A 19,189-nucleotide genomic window follows, 5' to 3' on the forward strand; every position below is an offset into this window, starting at 1 on the left:
ATAGATGGATGATGCCACCAGAGAGAAGCTAATTAATTACCTGGGAAGTTTCGTAACCCCCGAAAGGGCGGCGAAGGTGCAACAGGTGCTTGAGAAGAGAACTCGTCACATTACGGTGGTAATGGAAGATTTCGAAAACTCTCTGAACGTAAGCGCCGTTCTAAGGTCATGCGAGGCGATGGGAGTGCAGGATGTTCACATCATCGAAAACCAGTTTAGGAATAAATTAAGTGCTTATGTGGCCAAAGGCGGCAGTAAATGGCTGACTATTACTAAGCACAATGAGGGCCAGCCGACGAATAGTGCTCGTTGCTTGCAGTTGTTGAAAGAGGCCGGTTATCAGATATGGGTAACCAGTCCGGATCAATCTGTATCCAACTTGAACGACGTTGATATAGATTCAAAAGTAGCCCTGGTGTTTGGTACGGAATTCGACGGTGCGTCGAAAGAGGCACTTGAGATGGCCGACAAAAGAGTGTGCCTGGCCATGCAAGGTTTCACCGAGAGTTATAATGTTTCAGTAAGTGTAGCCTTGTGTTTGCATGTTTTGTTAAGGAAGTTAAGAGACTCGGAAATTGATTGGTGTATGAGTAAAGAAGAAAAGAAGCAGTTGACCCTGGAGTGGTATCGTAAGATTGTTAGGAGATCTGATATTCACGAAGTGAGATTTCTTTCAGGCATTTAGTATTAGCGCTGACGGATGCGGTTTTTACTAAAAATGCTTTTTATGCTTGGCGCATTGGTGTTTGCCTTTGTCATCGCCAGTAATGTATGGATCATGTGGAAGACAACAGATGATATCCATTTCAACGTCGAAGAAATCCCGGCTGTTGATGTCGGCGTGGTGCTCGGAACATCGAAAAGAAGCGTGGATGGTGGGGCTAATTCGTTTTTCACTACCAGAATGGAAGCCGCAGCTAAACTATATAAGGCTGGTAAAGTAAAGCACCTGATACTCAGCGGCGATAACAACACCAAGTATTACAATGAGCCGCAGGATATGTTCAATGCCCTTATGTTGCTGGGTGTGCCTGAGGAAGACATGACAAAGGACTATGCGGGCTTTCGAACCCTTGACTCCATAGTGCGTTCAAAGGAAGTGTTTGGGCAAAACGAGATCGTTATTATCACCCAGCAATTTCATGCCTACCGGGCGCTTTTTATCAGTAAGTTTTATGGTATAAAAGCAGTTACCTTTGCATCCGATGATGCGGCAAAATCAGGGATGAAGTCTGTGGTGAGCAGAGAATGGCTTGCCAGGCCGAAAGCAATTTTAGACCTTTACATTCTCAGGCAACCCCCCAAATTCCTCGGTGAGAAGGAAATTATAGAGATTAGAAAATAATTCTCACATTTTTTGAACGATTTAGCGAGAAAAGTGTCCTTTAAGATGTTGTTGGTTTACCAAACCTATGAAAAGAGTACAAATTCTCTTTCTGTTAGTTAGTCTGTCTATTTCCAATTGGGTTCAGGCCCAGGGCACAACCGTGGTATGGGGTAAAGTCACTGAGGCCTCCACTGGTAGTCCGATTCCCTTTGCTAATGTGATCTTCAAGGGCACTTCCATTGGTGCCACCACTGATTTTGAGGGTTATTACAAACTTAGCACTACTCAGAGTTTCGATTCCATTCACTTTAGCTACATAGGGTTCGTCCCTAAAACGAAATTTATTGTGGCCGGAAAGGAACAAAACATCAATATTCAATTGGAAGAAGATGTGGTCAACCTTCAGGAGCTTGTTTTTGAAGCTGGAGAGAACCCTGCTTTTCAAATACTTAGAAACATAGTAGATCACAAAAAAGCCAATGATAAGAGAAAACTGTTGGCCTATGAATACGAGGCGTACACTAAGATTGAGATGGATATTGACAACATCTCCGACAAGTTTAAGCAGCGTAAGATCATTCAGAAAGTCACTTCTGTGCTCGATAGCATTGAGCAAATTGCCGGCGACGATGGCAAACCGGTGCTGCCAGTGTTCATTTCGGAAGCCATCAGCAAATACTATTACAAAGACAGTCCCAGAATGGCGCACGAGACCGTTTTGAATACGAAAGTAACCGGGGTGGGGGTAACCGATGGCACGCTTACGTCGCAAGTGATCGGTGCCTCTTTTCAGCAATACAACTTTTATCAGAATTGGCTGAATATTGTCGGCAAGGACTTCGTGTCGCCTATTTCGGATGGTTGGAAGATCAATTATGAATACGACCTGGTGGATAGCCTTTGGCTTGGTGATTACTATTGCTACCGGCTGGATTTTTTTCCGAAGAGGGAGCAGGACCTGGCCTTCCGTGGCTCGATGTGGATTCACAAAGACACCTGGGCTATCAGGCAAATTGACGTAACGGTCGGAAAAGAGGCGAATGTCAACTTCATTGAGAAGATCAAAATTCAACAGGAGCTGGTGCCCACTACTGAAGGTGCCTGGCTGCCTGCCAAAACCCGGGTAATGATTGACGTAAGTGAGCTCACCACCCGATCAGCTGGGTTTCTTGCTAAGTTCTATGTGTCCAACAAAGACATTGTGGTGAATCAGCCAAAGCCTGATAAGTTCTACGAAAACCCCATTGAGATGGTGGAGGACGTTAACGATCGGGCAGGCGACAATGAGTTTTGGGCAGATATCAGGCACGACACCCTTAGTGCGACGGAAGTTCACGTGTATGAAATGATTGACACGCTGACGAAAATTCCCGTAATCAAGACCTATACGGACATTATTCAGACCGGGTACACAGGCTATTACAAAATAGGAAAGTTCGACATAGGCCCCTATTCCTATTTCTTTGGCAATAACAATATAGAGGGCACCAGGCTGGGGCTTGGAGGTAGAACCAATATTGGCTTCAGCAGAAAATGGGAGTTAAGTGCCAATGTAGCCTATGGTTTCAAAGACGAGGAATGGAAGTACAAGTTTCACGTACGACGGATTTTGAGCCGTAGCCCCTGGACCGAGGTGAAATACATGCACCAGAAGGAAATCGATCAGATTTGGCTCTTGAATGATGACATTGATAACGCCAACGTCTTTTACACGTTTTCCCGCTTTGGCACACTGATAGATCCTTTTCTCCGGCAAAAGAACTACTTTACTTTTTTCACAGTGCTGGGCCGTGGCCTTTCTCAGCGAGTATCGTATCGTCAGGAATACTTCAAGCCACTATTTGACTTTGCATACTATAAAGACCCCTATGCTGAAACGCCCACGGTTCGAAACAACCTGAGTGTTGCAGAGGTAATTTTCGACACCCATTACGCCCCTGACGAAATTTTTGTCATCAACGACAACCAGCGGGTAAGCATGGGCACCATTCGCTGGCCAGCTGTTAACTTTCGCTACACGCTTGGCCTTAGTGCCCTCGGGGGCGATTTTACCTATCACAAACTCGGTTTGTCGATTGAAAAACGGCAAAAAATGGGCATTTTCGGAGTGGGTTATCTGACATTGAGCGGCGGCTATAACTTCAATAATTTGCCTTATCCGTTGCTCAAGGCACACATAGGAAACCAAACGCCTTTCTATTTTAACTTTGCCTACAACATGATGGACTACTTCGAGTTCGTTACCGATAAGCATGTGGCATTCAGATGGAACCACTCATTCAACGGGTTTCTGCTCAACAGCATTCCGGCAATCAAAAAGTTGAAATGGAGACTTGTAGGCACTGTCAATGTGCTTTATGGCGGCGTAGGGAAGAAGAACTACAACCTGATACCGCCCAGTTACGACGCCAATGGCGACGAAATAGCGCCGTTCTTCGCTCTTGGCCAGTGGCCTTACATAGAGGCCGGTTATGGTGTGGAGAATATTTTCCGGTTTTTCAGAGTTGATTTCATCCACAGGCTTACTTACACCAATCGCCCAGGGGTAAATAATTTTGGGATTAAATTCAGCTATAAGTTTTCTTTGTAGTATGGCGTTCACTACACAAAGAACTTCTCTCGGTTTAATACTTTTCTCGGTCGTGTGCATGGTGGGGTGCTCATCTCCTCCGGCATCATTGCCAATTGCAGATAGTCCAAACCCCGACAAAGCCTACTACAGTGAGCTATTAGCACTTGTGGAAGACAAAGTGCTGGAAGATCCCGACAACCTCGGGCTCAGGGTCAAATTAGCTTCATATCATCAAACGCTTGAATGGCCGGAGATGGCCAACGCCAATATCGAGGCGATTTTAAGGATGGCACCCAAAAATCCGGAGGTGATGGTGCTGGTGGCCGACTACTACATCCATAGAAACGATTTTGAGAGGAGTTGGATATATGCCCAGCAGGCCGATAGGCTGGGTTCGGTTCACCCTAGTTTGTCGCTGATTAAATCAAAATATCACTATTCCAGAAGGAACTACAGTGAGGCTGCCAGGTACCTGAATCATTATTTTGACACCGGAGGCAAGCTCCCCGAAGCATTTCTTGTGGCGGCAGAACTTGACCTCCAGAAGAAAGACACCACCAAAGCGTTGTCCATTTTGGAGAAGGGGGTCGCTGCTAACCCAGGTCATAAGAGTATGATCCGCCTGTTGGTGACCCTGCACGAGCAACGAAGCCAGCTAACCGAGTTGGTTGCCGTATTGGAGGGGTATGCTGAAGTCACAGATGACCATAGAACTTACAGGGCGGAGTTGCTTGACGCTTACTTCAAGGCTGCTGACTATGGAAAAGCATCCGGGTTTGCTGCTAGCTGGCCTGAGCCCTCCGAAAACGGACTCTTTCAATACGGGAGCCTGATGCTCGAATCGTCGATGATCGACTCCGCCTTTTGGTATGCTGAACGGATGATTCAGCAAGATTCCCTAAGTGTGTCCGGACGTTTGCTCAAAGCACGCTACTTTAACCGTAAGGGTAGAATGGGGGACGCTTATAATTTTTACACGTCGGCGCTGGCGTTGGATTCCACCAACCAAATAGCCCTTGAAGAACGGGGTATTGTTGCTGGAAAAATTGCATATTTGCGAAAACTTAGGGAGCAGCAGGCGGCAATGCCGGTGTTTGATCTGGCTCCGAAGAAATCTGATAATTAGTAGAATTGAATGAGTAACGAGAAAATTAAGCTTACCCTCCCTGATGGAAGCGTTCGGGAATATGATAAGGGGGTAACTGGGTTGGATGTGGCAATGAGCATCAGCGAGGGGTTGGCCAGGAATGTTTTGGTTGCCAAATTCAATGGAAACGTAATTGATGCATTCCGTGCCATCACGGAAGACGGCACTTTTCAGTTGCTCACCTGGAATGACAAAGAGGGTAAATCAACTTTTTGGCACTCTTCAGCACACTTGATGGCTGAGGCGCTTGAAGCACTGTATCCGGGTGTTAAGCTGGGTATCGGGCCGCCGATTGAAAACGGTTTTTATTACGACGTTGATTTTGGGAACAGGGAATTTACAGCCGCCGAGCTTCCTAAAATAGAGGAAAAAATGCTGGAGCTGGCGAGGCAAAAAAATGCCTTTTCCCGCCGGGACATCAGCAAGAAAGATGCCGTGGCCTACTTTGAAGAGAAGGGCGATCCTTACAAGCTGGAGCTTATTGCCGATTTGGCAGATGGCACCATTTCTTTTTACGAGCAGGGCAACTTCACTGATCTTTGCCGGGGACCGCATATTCCCAATACCGGCTTTATCAAAGCGACCAAGATACTGAACATTGCCGGTGCGTACTGGCGTGGTAATGAGAAGAACAAGCAGCTTACAAGGCTTTATGGGATTACTTTCCCTAAACAGGGAGAGCTCAAAGAATACTTGGAGCTACTTGAAGAGGCTAAGAAGCGTGATCATAGAAAAATAGGCAAGGAACTGGAGCTTTTCACTTTCTCAGAAAAGGTGGGCAAAGGACTTCCCTTGTGGTTGCCTAAGGGTGCCATTCTTCGTGAGCGCCTTGAAAACTTCATGCGCAAAGCGCAGGTGAAAGCAGGTTACGACCAGGTGGTGTCACCTCATATTGGCAGTAAGGAGTTATATGTAACTTCAGGCCACTACGAAAAATATGGCAAAGATTCTTTTCAGCCCATCAACACACCAGAGGAAGGGGAAGAGTTTCTTTTGAAGCCGATGAACTGCCCTCACCATTGTGAGATGTACAAAAGCAAGCCGAGGTCGTACAAGGACTTGCCTGTGAGGTACGCTGAGTTTGGTACTGTCTACCGTTACGAGCAAAGTGGCGAGCTGCACGGCCTGACTCGTGTGCGAGGCTTTACTCAGGACGATGCGCATATTTTCTGCCGCCCGGATCAGGTGAAGGAGGAATTTGCTAAGGTAATTGACCTGGTATTGTATGTATTTAAGTCATTGGGCTTCAGCGACTACAATGCTCAGGTATCGCTGAGAGATCCTGAGACACCCGAAAAATACATCGGTACTGAGGAGAACTGGGTAATTGCAGAAAATGCGATTATAGAGGTGGCCGCTGCAAAGGGACTAAAAACAACTGTAGAGCTTGGAGAAGCAGCTTTTTACGGCCCTAAACTCGATTTTATGGTCAAAGATGCTCTTGGTAGAAACTGGCAGCTCGGAACCATTCAGGTAGACTATACATTGCCTGATCGCTTCGAACTTGAGTATGTGGGTGCCGATAACCAGAAGCACAGGCCGGTTATGATCCACAGAGCACCGTTCGGCTCTATGGAGCGCTTTGTGGCTATTCTGATTGAAAGCACTGCCGGCGAGTTTCCGTTGTGGTTATCACCAGAGCAGATTGCCATCCTGCCCATTTCGGAGAAATTCCATGACTACGCCAATCAGGTTAGGCTGATGCTTCAGGAGAACGATATTAGGGGAAACGTGGATGAAAGAGATGAGAAAATAGGCCGGAAGATCAGGGATGCGGAAATCAAAAAGATTCCGTTCATGTTGATTGTAGGGGAGAAGGAGGCGGAAAGTAAAACCATTGCTCTTAGGGAGCATGGCAAGGGAGATATCGGCACCTTTTCGGGCAGCGAATTCGTTGACTATTTTGGAAAGCGAATAAAAATGAGTCTGGCAGGCGAAAAAGAAGCCTGAGGATTATAGAAGGCTATTTATAAAAGCGGCTTGCTGCTTTTGATTAGAAGAATTTTTGTGGATATTTGCATCCTTGTTTTGAAACCTAAATACGGAGGTATAAAATTTTAAGACCGAGACCACGAGGTTTTAGGGGTAAACCTGAAGAACCTTACAAGATTAATGAGAGAATTGAAGCCCGTGAGGTAAGGGTAATAGCCGAAGATGGAAATCTTGGCGTTATTCCAACCCGGGATGCAATCAAAATTGCCAAAGAGCAAAACCTGGATTTGGTGGAGATTTCTCCTACTGCCGTTCCTCCTGTTTGCCGTATAGTTGACTATTCGAAGTTCAAATACGAGCAAAAGAAGAAACAAAAGGAAATCAAGGCCAAAGCCCAGAAGACTGTCATTAAAGAAATTCGTTTTGGTCCTAACACGGATGATCATGACTTCAACTTCAAATTGAAGCACGCCATCAACTTTCTTAAGGAAGGTTCCAAAGTAAAAGCATACGTACAGTTTGTGGGCAGAACAATCGTATTTAAGGAAAGAGGAGAAATCCTTCTGCTTAAGTTCGCTCAGGAGTTGGAAGAGTATGGAAAGGTAGAGCAATTACCCAGGCTCGAAGGAAAGCGAATGTCACTATTCGTTGCTCCCAAGGTCGCTAAGAAATAATTTTTGTTAAACTATATATACAATGCCGAAAGTTAAAACCAAATCGGGAGCAAAGAAACGCTTTAAGCTAACGGGGACTGGTAAAATCAAACGTAAGCATGCTTTCAAAAGCCACATTCTTACTAAGAAGGAAACCAAGCAAAAGCGCTCTCTTACTGACATGACTTTAGTACACAAGTCAGACGAGAACAGAGTAAGAGATATGCTCAACATCTAAGAAAAACTTAGGTTCTATGTTTCACCAGGTTTTTGGTCAACAAGTGTTCTGAGTAGAACCACCAAACACCAAAAAATGTAATTACTATGCCAAGATCAGTAAATCACGTAGCGTCAAGAGCGAGGAGAAAGAAAATCCTCAAAGCAGCCAAAGGTTTTTATGGCCGCAGAAAAAATGTTTGGACGGTAGCTAAGAATGCCGTTGAAAAAGCATGGAAATATGCTTATGAAGGCCGCAAGCAGAAGAAGAGAAACTTCAGAGCTTTGTGGATTCAGCGTATCAATGCAGGTGCCAGAGAGCACGGAATATCTTATTCTGTATTGATGGGCAAAATGAAAACTTCCAAGATCGATTTGAACCGTAAGGTACTTGCCGACCTGGCCATGAACCACCCCGAAGCTTTCAAAGCTGTGGTGGACAAGGTAAAGTAGTTCGACAAGCCTTTGTCAATAATATTAAAAGCCCCATTATGGGGCTTTTTTTAGTTTAAGGGCGAATGATTTACCGAAAGCAAAAGGCTGCTAAATGCTGTTGCCTCCAAAGAGGTACTTCCTGGCTGAGTTGTAATCGATGAAATAGGTGAGCCTTACCGACAAGCTATTGACCTGGGGCAGGCTCAAGGTCTTGTCAAAGTTTTCAGCAAAATTAATGTCGGTGTTATTGTCACTTGAGCTGATGGAGTCTTTCCAAACCACATTCAAAAAGCTGCCTGGCGCAATTTGATAGAAGTAAACAAAGTCAACATTGAGCGCATTGAAGTTGGTATCGTGCTGCTTCTGTCCTGATTCGTCGATGCCTTCATACTCAGAGTCGGCCAATTGTCCGTTGCCCCGCAGGTCATAAAACCCATTGTATTTAACATTGCTCCAATAGTGCCTTACCCTGAGGGTCAGCCCCATTTTGTTATTGAACGTGTATTTAGTGCCAAGGATATTATTTGTGGTAAGGACGTCTCTTTCTCCAAAAATGATCTCATCAAGCGATTCGTCATCAGCATACAATTTGGTAACGTAGCCCTTAGAGTCCTCAGAGCTCTCTCTGCTAACCCGGAAATCGATGGATAGCCTGTTGTTGACTCTGTAGCGGATGGAGGCTCCCAATGAATTGTACGCTTGCTCCCAGTCGGGTCTTCTCCAGGTATTTTGGCTTACATATATTTTTACGGCTTTGCGGGAATCGCTTTCTACCCATGAGTTCACACTGTAGGAACCCGGCTGAACAAAATAGTAGCCCTCTTCTCTGGGTTCAAAGTAGTCGTAACTGTCGATAGGCTTCAGGCTTGACGACATCCCCACTCCCCAAAAGTTCTTGAACTGGGCGTAAGTAGATGCGTAAACGTCGGTGCTTGTGAATGTTCTTGGTTCAAAAAGCTGCCGGTAGGATCCGCTTACATTGGCCCGGTAGTAGTTAAATACCCCCATGGGCTTAAATATTCTGTACATGAGCGACACGTTGTGGGAGACACTGTTGGCTGCCCTGTTAAATCCAAAATCGTTTGGATTGTAGTCTTTGCTCTCTACGCTTCTGCTGACACCATACTGAAAGCTTCTGCTTACTTTTGAAAGGCCCACGCTGTACTTATATCCATCTTCCAATTCGCTTGACACACTGGCGTGTTCAGCATTGTAGATGTTAGAAACGGCACCAAACGCTGAGAACCGGTAGGTGTTGGTGCTGTCGAGCAAACTGACACTTGCCCCTGTGACGTTGGCATCGTTGGCACCATCAAGTCTCGTTACGTTGGTATTGATCAGGTTGACGTTGGAGTTGTTTTTCAGGATCTTGTCTACCACCAGCACATTGAAGTTGGTCAGCGGATCAACCTGCTCCTCTCTGGTTTCGCCGGTCTCAATATTGCGTATGCTGGCGTGCGTCTTGTTGGTCAGCGCATTAAGGAAGCCAAGTCCCCAGCCTTCCCCATTTCTGCCAGAGATTTTGGTTGCATTGATCAAAGGTGCTGCCGACGGAGAACTACTCACTTCTTCTGTTTCGTTATTGTAGTCAATCCCGCCAAAAGTAGCGCCGATACGTCTGGAATACACCAGATCGCCCTTGTCGAATAGTTCCGTTCCCTCCGTGAAGAACTGCCTGTTTTCGCTGTACTGTACCTCGTAGGCGGAAAGGTTCAGCACTACGTTATCGGACTGTACCTGGCTAAAGTCGGGGATGAGGGCCATGTCGAGGGTATAAGACTCGTTGATGCCATATTTAAGATCCATGCCACCAGTAAACGAAAATTTTTCTTTGCCATTGACCCCATCGTTTGTGTAAATGGTGGTAGCGTAGGGGAGTAGCGATAAGCGAACCGGTGGTTTGATGTCTTCAAGCCCTCTGAGCACTCCCGATTGGTTCACAGTACCCCTGATCGAATTGTCTACCGGATTCCAATATGATTCCTCCTGATTTCGTTTTACCTGGCGATAAAAGTTGATACCCCAGTTTTGTTGAGAAGTAGCTGGAAACCGGAGAGCATAGTAGGGAATCTTTACTTCTACAGTCCAGCCGTGGTCGTCATAGGCAATGGCACTTTCCCAAACAGCATCCCAATTTTCGTCCCAATTATCGCCATTGATGAAGTAGTCGCCTTGCACGCCTGCGGCTGACACGAAAAAGCTGAAAGCATTTTGACCGCTGTTGTAAGGGTCGACCAAAATACCAAACCAGTCTGTGTTCCTGTTGAAGTCGTCTCTTTTGCCAAATTCTCTTCTTATTTCGGACGGATTTGGATCGTATAGTCTTGCTGAAAGGTAGAGGGCATTGTCGTCATACACCAACTCAACGGCAGTTAGAAAATCCGATTTTTCACCGTTGTTCGGTTTGAATTGAGTGAACTGGGTGGGTGTCGGGCTTTGACTCCATATGTCTTCGTCAAGGATGCCATCCACTTTTGGACTACTTGTGATGCGTTTGGTGGCAAACTCATTTTTACCGGAGCCGGAGGCTGACACCAGGCGTGGAGAGAAAAGAAAAATTAAAAGAAAACAACCAAGGGGTAAGAGTTCTTTACGATCTAATTTGAACATTAAGGGCTATTTGTTAAACTAACTGTGCTAATATGCTATGCAAATTTAGCTATGATCGCCTTTAGCTCATCCCAAATTCTGATAAATGGTAAGGGTTTGTGACATCTTTTTACACTATTGGCTGATGGTGTTCCCGTGCACAATCCCATTATTCAACAAATTACCTTGCCGTCGTCAGCGCAGCTTTTAAGTCCGCCAATAGTTCATCACGCTTTGTTTTACCAACGTTGTTAAGCATGATAATCACACTGCCTGTGGCAAGATCTCGTTCAATATAGGTGCGAAAGCTGGTGAGTGTGCCACCATGACTTACAAAAGCTGGAGCATCCTTGTCCAGCGCCCAGCCAAAGCCATACCATGAGGTGGAGCCATCATTGAGGGTCATTGGCGAATAGACCTCGCTCATGGCCGCCGCTGACACCAATTTATTGGTCTGCAAGGCCAGGTGCCATTGATACATATCGTCAACGTTGGAGTACAACCCACCCCCGCCAGTGGTAAAGAAAGGATAGTCATCTTCCTTCCCATTAGCATCAAAGCCTTTGCAGCGATTGGTTCTTTGGGGCTTTGTCTCATCATACGCTACGGTACTTTTCATGCCAATCGGCTGAAAAACATTCTTTTGCATAAAGGAATTGAACCCCATTCCGCTGATTTGCTGCACGATAGAAGAGAGGAGCACGTAAGCCGTATTGGAGTATTCGTATTTAGCTCCGGGAGCAAACCGCAGTGCCATGATACCTTTAACGACTTCCACAACATCTGTATTGGTAAACCCGGGTCGGGAAGCTCCGAGGCCGTAATAGTCTGGAATACCGGAGGTATGGGTGAGCAGATGGCGAATGGTAACCGAACGGGCCCAGTCTGGAAAAGAAGGGAAGTACTTACTTAGTTTGTCATCAATGGTCAGTAATTTTCTCTCTTTCAATAGCATGATGGCCATGGCAGTGAACTGTTTGGACACAGACGCCATATAAAAAGTAGAACTAGTATCCAGTGGCCTCCTTTTGTCAAAATCGGCCATACCATAAGCTTTTTTGAGTAATATGCCGTTTTTGTCAGCAACGAGAATGGTGCCGTTGTAGTACCCATCCTTGTGATAGCGTTCAACCATTTGGTCGAGCGTTTCAGTAATAGATATGGAGGTACTCGATGTGAAAATAAGGAGTAGACTCAGGGTAACCAGCGAGATTGATTTCATAGCAGTCACTTTTCTTTTCTAAAAGATAGCTCATGCTGTAGGAACAAAAAAGCATTTTTGACAGTAGTGGCTTGTTTAAAGAAAAGGTACAATCATCTTCACTTGCCCTCATTGCTATATCACCCAAACTTTTGTTAGTTTTCCACTTAATTAGCGTTCATGGACAGAAGAAAATTTATTACAGGGAGTTTGCTGGTTACGGGGGGTGGGCTGCTAGCCCCAACAATGGCGAAAGCCGAAAGCAAAGCTTTTGCCTCAGGAACCTGGCCAGGCCGTATTGTCAAACCCAAAAAACTTAGCAAAGGTGACACAATAGGTCTTATTACACCTTCAAGTGCCATTTCCCGGGGATCCTTTGAGAGCACACTTGAGAACATGGAAGCCCTTGGTTTTAAGGTGAAATACTCTGACAATATGCGGGTTCGAAAAGGCTTTCTGGCTGGCACTGATCAGCAGCGACTCGACGACCTTCATGCCATGTTTGCAGATACTTCAGTAGACGGGATTTTCTGTGCCAGAGGTGGCTACGGGGCAGGCAGGCTTTTGCCAGGAATTGATTACAACTTGATTGCCTCCAACCCAAAAGCATTTATTGGGTACAGCGACATCACAGCGCTTCATTTTGCGATATTCAACAGAACCGGGTTGGTGACTTTTCATGGCCCCGTCGGTGCCTCCAACTTTACCGACTACACGGCTGACAGCTTTGAAGATACGCTCATTAAAGGAAAAGGGAAGATCAAGATAGAGCAAGCAAAAGAAGACAGGGAAAAGCAGGAAGACTATATTCAGATTTATTCAATTTCAGAAGGGGTGGCAAAAGGAGAGTTGGTAGGAGGTAATCTGAGCTTAGTGAGCTCACTTACCGGCACACCATTCGATCTCGACTTTACCAACAAACTGGTTTTCCTGGAAGAAGTAGGCGAGTCGCCATATAGGATTGACAGGATGTTGACACAACTTCTGCTGGCTGGGAAATTGCAGGCAGCCAAAGGCATAGTCTTAGGCGTGTTCAACGACTGCGATGAAAAAGACACTGACCCCGATTTTGGAGACAAAACCTCGCTCAGGGAGACACTTGCGGAGCGTCTCGGAAGTTTAAGTATTCCGGTTTTATATGGAATGTCTTTTGGGCACGTGTCCAATATTGCTACGCTTCCCATGGGCATCTCTGCTGAGCTTGACACTTACGAACAATCGTTGACCCTTCTTGAAGAATCCGTTCTCTAAGCTTTATGAAAGTTACATACCACCCTGTCAAAATGCCCCTGAGGCATACTTTTACCATTGCCCATGGCTCCACCAGTGTGCAGGAGTCTTTTATTGTTGAGCTGAGCCGAAACGGGAAAAGCGGCTTTGGAGAAGCCACCGCTAATCCATACTACGGTGTAACCGTTCCCAAAATGACCGAACATGTGGAAAGTGTGCGAGCCATCATTGAGTCGGGAAACTGGGACACCCCGGAGGCATTTCACGAGGCCATGCTGGCAACAGGCAAGCTGAAAGCCTTCACTCTTTGCGCCCTCGACCTCGCATTCAACGATCTTTATGGAAAGCTGCAGGGAAAGCCGCTTTACAAGATCTGGGGACTGGATGGGAGCAAGGGGCCGATTTCCAATTACACCATTGGCATTGATACGGTGGAAAACATGGTAGCCAAAATGAAGGAGGTTCCCTGGCCGCTTTACAAAATAAAGCTGGGTACCAGGGAAGATATCCGGATCATTGAAGAGTTACGCAAAAACACCGATGCCGTCTTCAGAGTGGATGCCAATTGTGCCTGGGGTGTTGAAGAAGCCATTACCAATAGCAAGGTGTTGAAAAAGCTGAATGTACAGTTCATAGAACAACCTTTAAAGGCGGATGACCTTGATGGTATGAAAAGAGTTTTCACCGAAAGTGTGCTGCCTGTAATAGCCGATGAAAGTTGCCAGGTAGAGTCGGATGTGGACAAGTGCTTCAATCATTTTCATGGGATCAACATCAAGCTGACCAAATGCGGTGGGTTGACGCCGGCACGGAGAATGATTGCCAGGGCACGTGAGCTGAACATGGGCGTGATGATGGGCTGCATGACAGAGTCTTCTGTTGGTATTTCTGCCATAGCCCAGGTAGTTCCCTTGCTCGACTATGTGGATATGGACGGTGCATTGCTGCTGGCAGAAGACCCGGCCAATGGCGTGCAGGTGACCACAAGCGGGCTGATTTTCCCCAATGAAAATGGCACCGGTGCCAGCCTTAAGTAAAGTGCTATGATGCGGTCAGAGGAATTTCCAGGAAGAACACTGCATGTCAATGGTAAAGAAATGCTTTACTTCAGCGGCACGTCTTACCTCGGTTTATCGGTGGATAAGGAATACCAGGAGTTGATTAAAGAGGGAGTAGACAAATACGGTGTACATTTTTCAGGCTCCAGAAATGGCAACGTACAATATAGTCTCTTTGAAGAAGCAGAGCGGCACATAGCCGACTGGTTGTCGACAGGTGACGCTGTAGTTACCTCGTCGGGTTTTGCCTCCGGGCAGCTCCTTATCAAGGTGCTGCAAGACATGGAATGGAGCATGGAGTATGCCCCTGGTTGTCACCCAGCTTTGTGGCGAAATTCAGACGACGCTACCAATGGTGACTTCATCAGTTGGTCAACCATGATCAGGGTGCAGCTGGAAGGAATGCTGCCTCGCCGGATGGTCTTGCTTTGCAATTCCACTGATCCGCTTTTTTGCTACCCCGTTAACTTCGACTGGCTTACCGACATTTCCACCTTGCACGAAGTGCTGCTGGTAGTCGACGATTCGCACGGTATTGGACTGACCGGGAAAAATGGAGAAGGGGTGGTGTCGCAGCTTCGGAAGCTACCGTCGCATGTGCAGTGGGTGGTGACTTCCTCACTGGGTAAAGCACCTGGGCTGGCGGCCGGTTTCATTGCAGGTTCTCACAACCTGATCAAGAAAATCCGACAGTCGCCTTGGTTCGTTGGAGCTGCTCCGTCGGCACCTGCATTCCTTCATGCACTCTTAAAAGGAGGGGAAATAAGAGCCCGCCAACTGCAAAAGCTCCGTAAGTTTCAACTGCCATTTGGGAGCCATTCGCTGGTAAAGCAGCACTTTAATTTTCAACCAGTATTGCCTGTTTTCTTTTCGAAAAGCCAGCCGCTCTATACTTACCTGTTGAGTAGAAATATCATCATTTCCCATTTCCCATATCCTAAGCTGACGTCGAGTCCGATCAGCAGAATCATCTTACATGCGGCACTCGATCCGGCAGATATTGGAAATTTACTGGAGGAGATCAAAACATTTTATGAGGACTTCCAATAGGCTGCTATCTTTGCAGCTTCCTGGTAATTTCAGGTCTAAAAAGACTCATAGATGAAATCTATAACTATTAGTTAAATATCTTTTAATCAATTGGTTAAATTCTATTAATTAAAGTAAAATATAGTTCTAATGGCTGATATCACTTCTTTGCTTGGCAGCATCCGAAATATACCTACCCCCTTTTATTTCTATGACCTGGAACTACTGCGGAAGTCATTGGATGAAGTAAAAAAACACGGATTAAGCAAAGGCTATAAGGTGCACTATGCGATGAAGGCCAATGCGAATCCACGCATACTTGAAGTCATCAGGCAGTACCATTTGGGCGCCGACGCTGTAAGTTCGAATGAAGTGAAGGCTGCATTAGCCGCTGGTTTTCCGAAAGAAGAAATTGTGTTTGCCGGAGTAGGAAAATCGGACGAGGAGATCATGGTGGGATTGCAGAATGATATCTTTTGCTTCAACTGCGAGTCGGCGCAGGAAGTAGAAGTCATCAATGAGCTGGCCGGTAGGATGGGTAAGAAGGCGAAGATAGCTTTGCGGATTAATCCTAATGTGGACGCCAAAACTCACCATTACATTACCACTGGAATGAAGGAGAATAAGTTTGGCTTGCCCCCGAAAGAGATCGATCAAGTGATCGACAAACTGCCGCAGCTAGCCAACATACAGTTAACCGGAATCCATTTTCATATTGGTTCTCAAGTGACGAGTTTGGAGAGCTATACACAACTTGCCCAGAGGGCCAACGACTTCAATGCTTACTTCAGAAGCAAGGGCATCGAGCTTCAGCATGTGAACGTCGGTGGTGGTTTGGGCATCGACTATGTCGATCCAAAAGGCAACCCTGTTCCTGACTTCAAAAGCTATTTCGAAGTATTCGAAAAGCACATGAAACTAGCGCCAGAACAGGAGCTGCACTTTGAATTGGGCAGGGCCATTGTCGGGCAGTGTGGCAGCCTCATCAGCAAGGTGCTGTACAACAAGGAAGGGGAGACGATCAAGTTCCTGATCATCGACGCCGGCATGACGGAGCTCATCCGACCTGCGTTGTACCAGGCTCATCATTTCATTGAGAGCGTTACGTCGCAAAGCCAGGCATACGAAACCTACGACGTGGTAGGTCCTATCTGTGAGTCGTCCGATGCTTTCCGAAAAGGTATTGAGCTGAAGCAAAGCAAAAGGGGGGACTTGCTGGCCATCCGTTCTGCTGGTGCTTATGGCGAAGTAATGATGAGCCGCTACAATTTGCGGGACAATGCAAAGACGTATTTTGATGTAGATTTCAAGTAAATCACTCGGGAGTCGCCACCCTACCAGGCTCCCGGTTCTCCGATCCCTCAACGCCTGTGAGGCTATCTCCAAGTTTCGCTCTCATGCCATCAGCTAATTTGAGCAGTCTTTCTACGACTTCAGGGTTGGCGTTTGCCACATCGGTGGTTTCCTCCATATCTGTGTCGAGATTGTAGAGCTCTGGCTCGATTACTTCCGTTTGCTCGTAGTCGATAGGCAGGCCATCGTTGGTGCCTTCCCGACCGGCCAGTGTGCGATAGGTATGGGGCAGGTAAAGCTTCCACTCTCCACTTCTTACGGCCTGTAATTCATTCACTCTGTAATAGATGAAATATGCTTCGTGAGGTGACTGCTTCGAACTGCCTGTTATGACTGGCCACACATCCTTGCCGTCGATTTTCTTTTCAGGCATTTTGCCCCCAGCCAGCTTAGCGATAGTAGGGAGCATATCGATGGTCATCATTGGCGTATTGATCAGGCTGCCTGCTGGTATTTGGCCGGGGTACCTCATGATGGCTGGCTCACGAATGCCACCTTCCCAACTGGTGCCTTTGCCTTCTCTAAGCGGATAAGCAGATCCAGCATGGCCGGCGTAGGAAAGCCAGGGGCCGTTGTCCGATGTGAAGATCACTAGTGTGTTCTCGTCAAGTCCGTTTTCTTTCAAAGCAGCCAGTATTTGCCCGACCGACCAGTCAATTTCCATGATCACATCGCCATAGAGCCCACGCTCCGATTTGCCTTTGAACTTGTCTGATACAAACAACGGGACATGAGGTTGCGGATGGGGCACATACAAAAAGAAAGGCTTGTCCTTATTGCGTTTGATGAAATCGACACTTCTTTCGGTGATATGCGTGGTGAGCATACTTTGGTCTTCCAGTGTATCAATCACCGTCTCGTTTTCATAGAGGGGAAGCGGCGGAAAGTCGAAAACTGTGCCCTGCCAGGGGTGGTTGGGCCACATGTCGCCCGAGTAGGGAATACCAAAGTATTCGTCGAAGCCCTGGCGGGTAGGCATAAATTCAGGCTCATCACCCAGGTGCCATTTGCCATAGATGGCTGTGGCGTAGCCTTCAGCTTTTAACACCTCCGCAAGCGTGGTTTCATCTGGGTTCAGGCCGATTTTAGATTCAGGCCCTAATGCATTGTGGATATTGACACGGTTGGAGTAACACCCTGTAAGCAAAGCAGCTCTCGACGCAGAGCACACCGCCTGGGCCACATAGAAGTTAGTGAGCTGGGCACCTTCTTTGGCCATTTGATCCAGGTTGGGCGTGGTAAAGCCTTTGGCACCAAATACGCCCACATCGTTGTATCCCTGGTCGTCGGTGAAGATGATAACAATATTTGGCTTGGCGGGAGCCTCTTGTTCCTCGGCCTGGGGTTTGGTCTGGCAAGCGCTGAGAAGCAATAAGCCAGCTGCGAATAGGTAGGTGTTTTTCAATGCCACAACGAGAGTGTTTTTGGTTCGAAGTTTTTTCAACGAAGTCAAAGTAAAGAAAAATGAAAGAAGTTTACCCTGGTTTGTGACGGGCGATAATAGAAAAGGTCTGTCGGGGTACAAATCTCGGTTGGGATGTGGTGCCTACAGTGCTAACTGGTGGCACCACATCCCCGTTGAATAGTCATTAAAAAAGGCCTGTCGGGGGACAGGCCTTGGTTGAGATCGCAAAACGAGAGAGGCTTATTCAATTACTGAGCAGGGTACCACTGTCGCAATCTCACCTCCACTTTGCTAGCCCCCTTGTTTACCAGCTCTTTGAACTTATCTACATCATTGAGACCGCCCTGACCACGGTAATGGTAAGGATACACAATGACCGGCTTGAAGTCGATCACAGCACTGGCTGCTGCATCCACATCCATGGTGTAGGGGAGGTTCATGCAGACAAACGCCACGTCGATGCCTTTCAGGTTACGCATTTCGGGTATGTCTGATGTGTCGCCCGACAGGTAAACGTTCTTGCCACCAAAATTCACGATATAGCCATTGCCTCTTCCTTTGGTGTGGCGGGAATCGGCACTTTCGGGTAGGTTGTACATGGGAATAGCTTTGATGTTAAGCCCCATTTGGTCAGTACTTTGGCCATTGCCAATGATCACCAGTTGGCTTTTGTTCTTCTCAGCGATCTGATCGGCTACAGCTTGAGGAACAATAATTTTCGCTTTGGAAAGATCCAGTCCGTCCAGTGTTTCCTGGTTCAGGTGGTCACCATGGATATCGGTGATAAGGATAAGATCAGGAGCAGGAAGGCCTTTGAACAGGTCAGCCCCCCCATAGGGGTCGACGAACACTGTCAGGTTATTCCACTGAAAAGCCACGGTACCATGGGTAATAGGGGTGATGGTAAGGTCTCCTTTACTTGTCTTGATTTTGTCGGCCTGACCAAATGCCAGAAAAGGAACAAGCATCAACGAGAAAGTATAGGTAAGTATCTTTTTCATAGTTTTTGGTTTTTGTTCTTCTTAGAACTGGTTGAAGACGC

Annotated in this window: 16 protein-coding genes; 12 read left to right on the plus strand and 4 right to left on the minus strand. The window is 46.7% G+C overall.

What is annotated here, in order from left to right; all coding sequences use genetic code 11:
* Positions 1–4: 4 nt before the first annotated feature.
* The 8 genes from RIF36_RS13195 (at position 5) to rplT (ending at position 8,300) form a co-directional block, all read left to right on the plus strand.
* Positions 5–685 carry a TrmH family RNA methyltransferase gene (locus RIF36_RS13195; RefSeq protein ID WP_350119140.1) on the plus strand — a complete coding sequence of 227 codons (681 nt, stop codon included), beginning with the start codon at positions 5–7 and terminating at the stop codon, positions 683–685.
* 33 nt (positions 686–718) lie between these two features.
* Positions 719–1,345, plus strand: coding sequence for a SanA/YdcF family protein (locus RIF36_RS13200; RefSeq protein ID WP_350119143.1), 627 nt, complete (start codon positions 719–721; stop codon positions 1,343–1,345).
* 67 nt (positions 1,346–1,412) lie between these two features.
* Complete coding sequence (locus tag RIF36_RS13205) at positions 1,413–3,917, plus strand: DUF5686 and carboxypeptidase-like regulatory domain-containing protein (RefSeq protein ID WP_350119146.1); 2,505 nt, start codon at positions 1,413–1,415, stop codon at positions 3,915–3,917.
* 1 nt (position 3,918) lies between these two features.
* The gene (locus RIF36_RS13210) at positions 3,919–5,025 is read left to right on the plus strand and encodes a tetratricopeptide repeat protein (protein WP_350119149.1); all 1,107 of its coding nucleotides are present in this window, start codon (positions 3,919–3,921) and stop codon (positions 5,023–5,025) included.
* Between the two features lie 9 nt (positions 5,026–5,034).
* Entirely contained in the window at positions 5,035–6,996 is a 1,962-nt protein-coding gene (thrS, locus tag RIF36_RS13215) for a threonine--tRNA ligase (RefSeq protein ID WP_350119152.1), read from the plus strand.
* Between the two features lie 104 nt (positions 6,997–7,100).
* Positions 7,101–7,652 (plus strand): translation initiation factor IF-3, encoded by a 552-nt coding sequence (infC, locus tag RIF36_RS13220; RefSeq protein ID WP_151998596.1) that lies wholly within the window; start codon positions 7,101–7,103, stop codon positions 7,650–7,652.
* A gap of 22 nt (positions 7,653–7,674) precedes the next feature.
* On the plus strand, positions 7,675–7,869 hold the full coding sequence (gene rpmI / locus RIF36_RS13225) for a 50S ribosomal protein L35 (protein ID WP_151998595.1): 195 nt from the start codon (positions 7,675–7,677) through the stop codon (positions 7,867–7,869).
* Positions 7,870–7,955: 86 nt separating this feature from the next.
* Positions 7,956–8,300, plus strand: a complete 345-nt coding sequence (rplT, locus tag RIF36_RS13230) for a 50S ribosomal protein L20 (RefSeq protein WP_151998594.1) — start codon at positions 7,956–7,958, stop codon at positions 8,298–8,300.
* A gap of 90 nt (positions 8,301–8,390) precedes the next feature.
* Here rplT and RIF36_RS13235 read toward each other — a convergent pair whose 3' ends face one another.
* Together RIF36_RS13235 and RIF36_RS13240 are read right to left on the minus strand one after the other, a co-directional pair.
* Positions 8,391–10,892 carry a DUF5916 domain-containing protein gene (locus RIF36_RS13235; RefSeq protein ID WP_350119155.1) on the minus strand — a complete coding sequence of 834 codons (2,502 nt, stop codon included), beginning with the start codon at positions 10,890–10,892 and terminating at the stop codon, positions 8,391–8,393.
* Between the two features lie 160 nt (positions 10,893–11,052).
* Entirely contained in the window at positions 11,053–12,093 is a 1,041-nt protein-coding gene (locus RIF36_RS13240; protein WP_350119158.1) for a serine hydrolase domain-containing protein, read from the minus strand.
* Positions 12,094–12,252: 159 nt separating this feature from the next.
* Between RIF36_RS13240 and RIF36_RS13245 the strand changes: the two genes are divergently transcribed.
* From RIF36_RS13245 to lysA, 4 genes are all read left to right on the plus strand, one after another.
* Complete coding sequence (locus RIF36_RS13245; RefSeq protein WP_350119161.1) at positions 12,253–13,323, plus strand: S66 peptidase family protein; 1,071 nt, start codon at positions 12,253–12,255, stop codon at positions 13,321–13,323.
* Between the two features lie 5 nt (positions 13,324–13,328).
* On the plus strand, positions 13,329–14,339 hold the full coding sequence (locus tag RIF36_RS13250; protein ID WP_350119164.1) for a dipeptide epimerase: 1,011 nt from the start codon (positions 13,329–13,331) through the stop codon (positions 14,337–14,339).
* Between the two features lie 6 nt (positions 14,340–14,345).
* Positions 14,346–15,410, plus strand: coding sequence for an aminotransferase class I/II-fold pyridoxal phosphate-dependent enzyme (locus tag RIF36_RS13255; RefSeq protein WP_350119167.1), 1,065 nt, complete (start codon positions 14,346–14,348; stop codon positions 15,408–15,410).
* Positions 15,411–15,539: 129 nt separating this feature from the next.
* On the plus strand, positions 15,540–16,703 hold the full coding sequence (gene lysA, locus RIF36_RS13260; RefSeq protein ID WP_350119170.1) for a diaminopimelate decarboxylase: 1,164 nt from the start codon (positions 15,540–15,542) through the stop codon (positions 16,701–16,703).
* 1 nt (position 16,704) lies between these two features.
* Here the strand turns inward: lysA and RIF36_RS13265 are convergent, their stop codons facing one another.
* Both RIF36_RS13265 and RIF36_RS13270 read right to left on the minus strand, forming a co-directional pair.
* On the minus strand, positions 16,705–18,186 hold the full coding sequence (locus RIF36_RS13265) for a sulfatase family protein (RefSeq protein WP_350149361.1): 1,482 nt from the start codon (positions 18,184–18,186) through the stop codon (positions 16,705–16,707).
* 209 nt (positions 18,187–18,395) lie between these two features.
* On the minus strand, positions 18,396–19,148 hold the full coding sequence (locus tag RIF36_RS13270) for an MBL fold metallo-hydrolase (protein ID WP_350119176.1): 753 nt from the start codon (positions 19,146–19,148) through the stop codon (positions 18,396–18,398).
* Positions 19,149–19,189: the final 41 nt, after the last annotated feature.

It is taken from the genome of Imperialibacter sp., from assembly GCF_040222815.1.
In the GTDB taxonomy this organism is placed as follows: Bacteria; Bacteroidota; Bacteroidia; order Cytophagales; family Cyclobacteriaceae; genus Imperialibacter.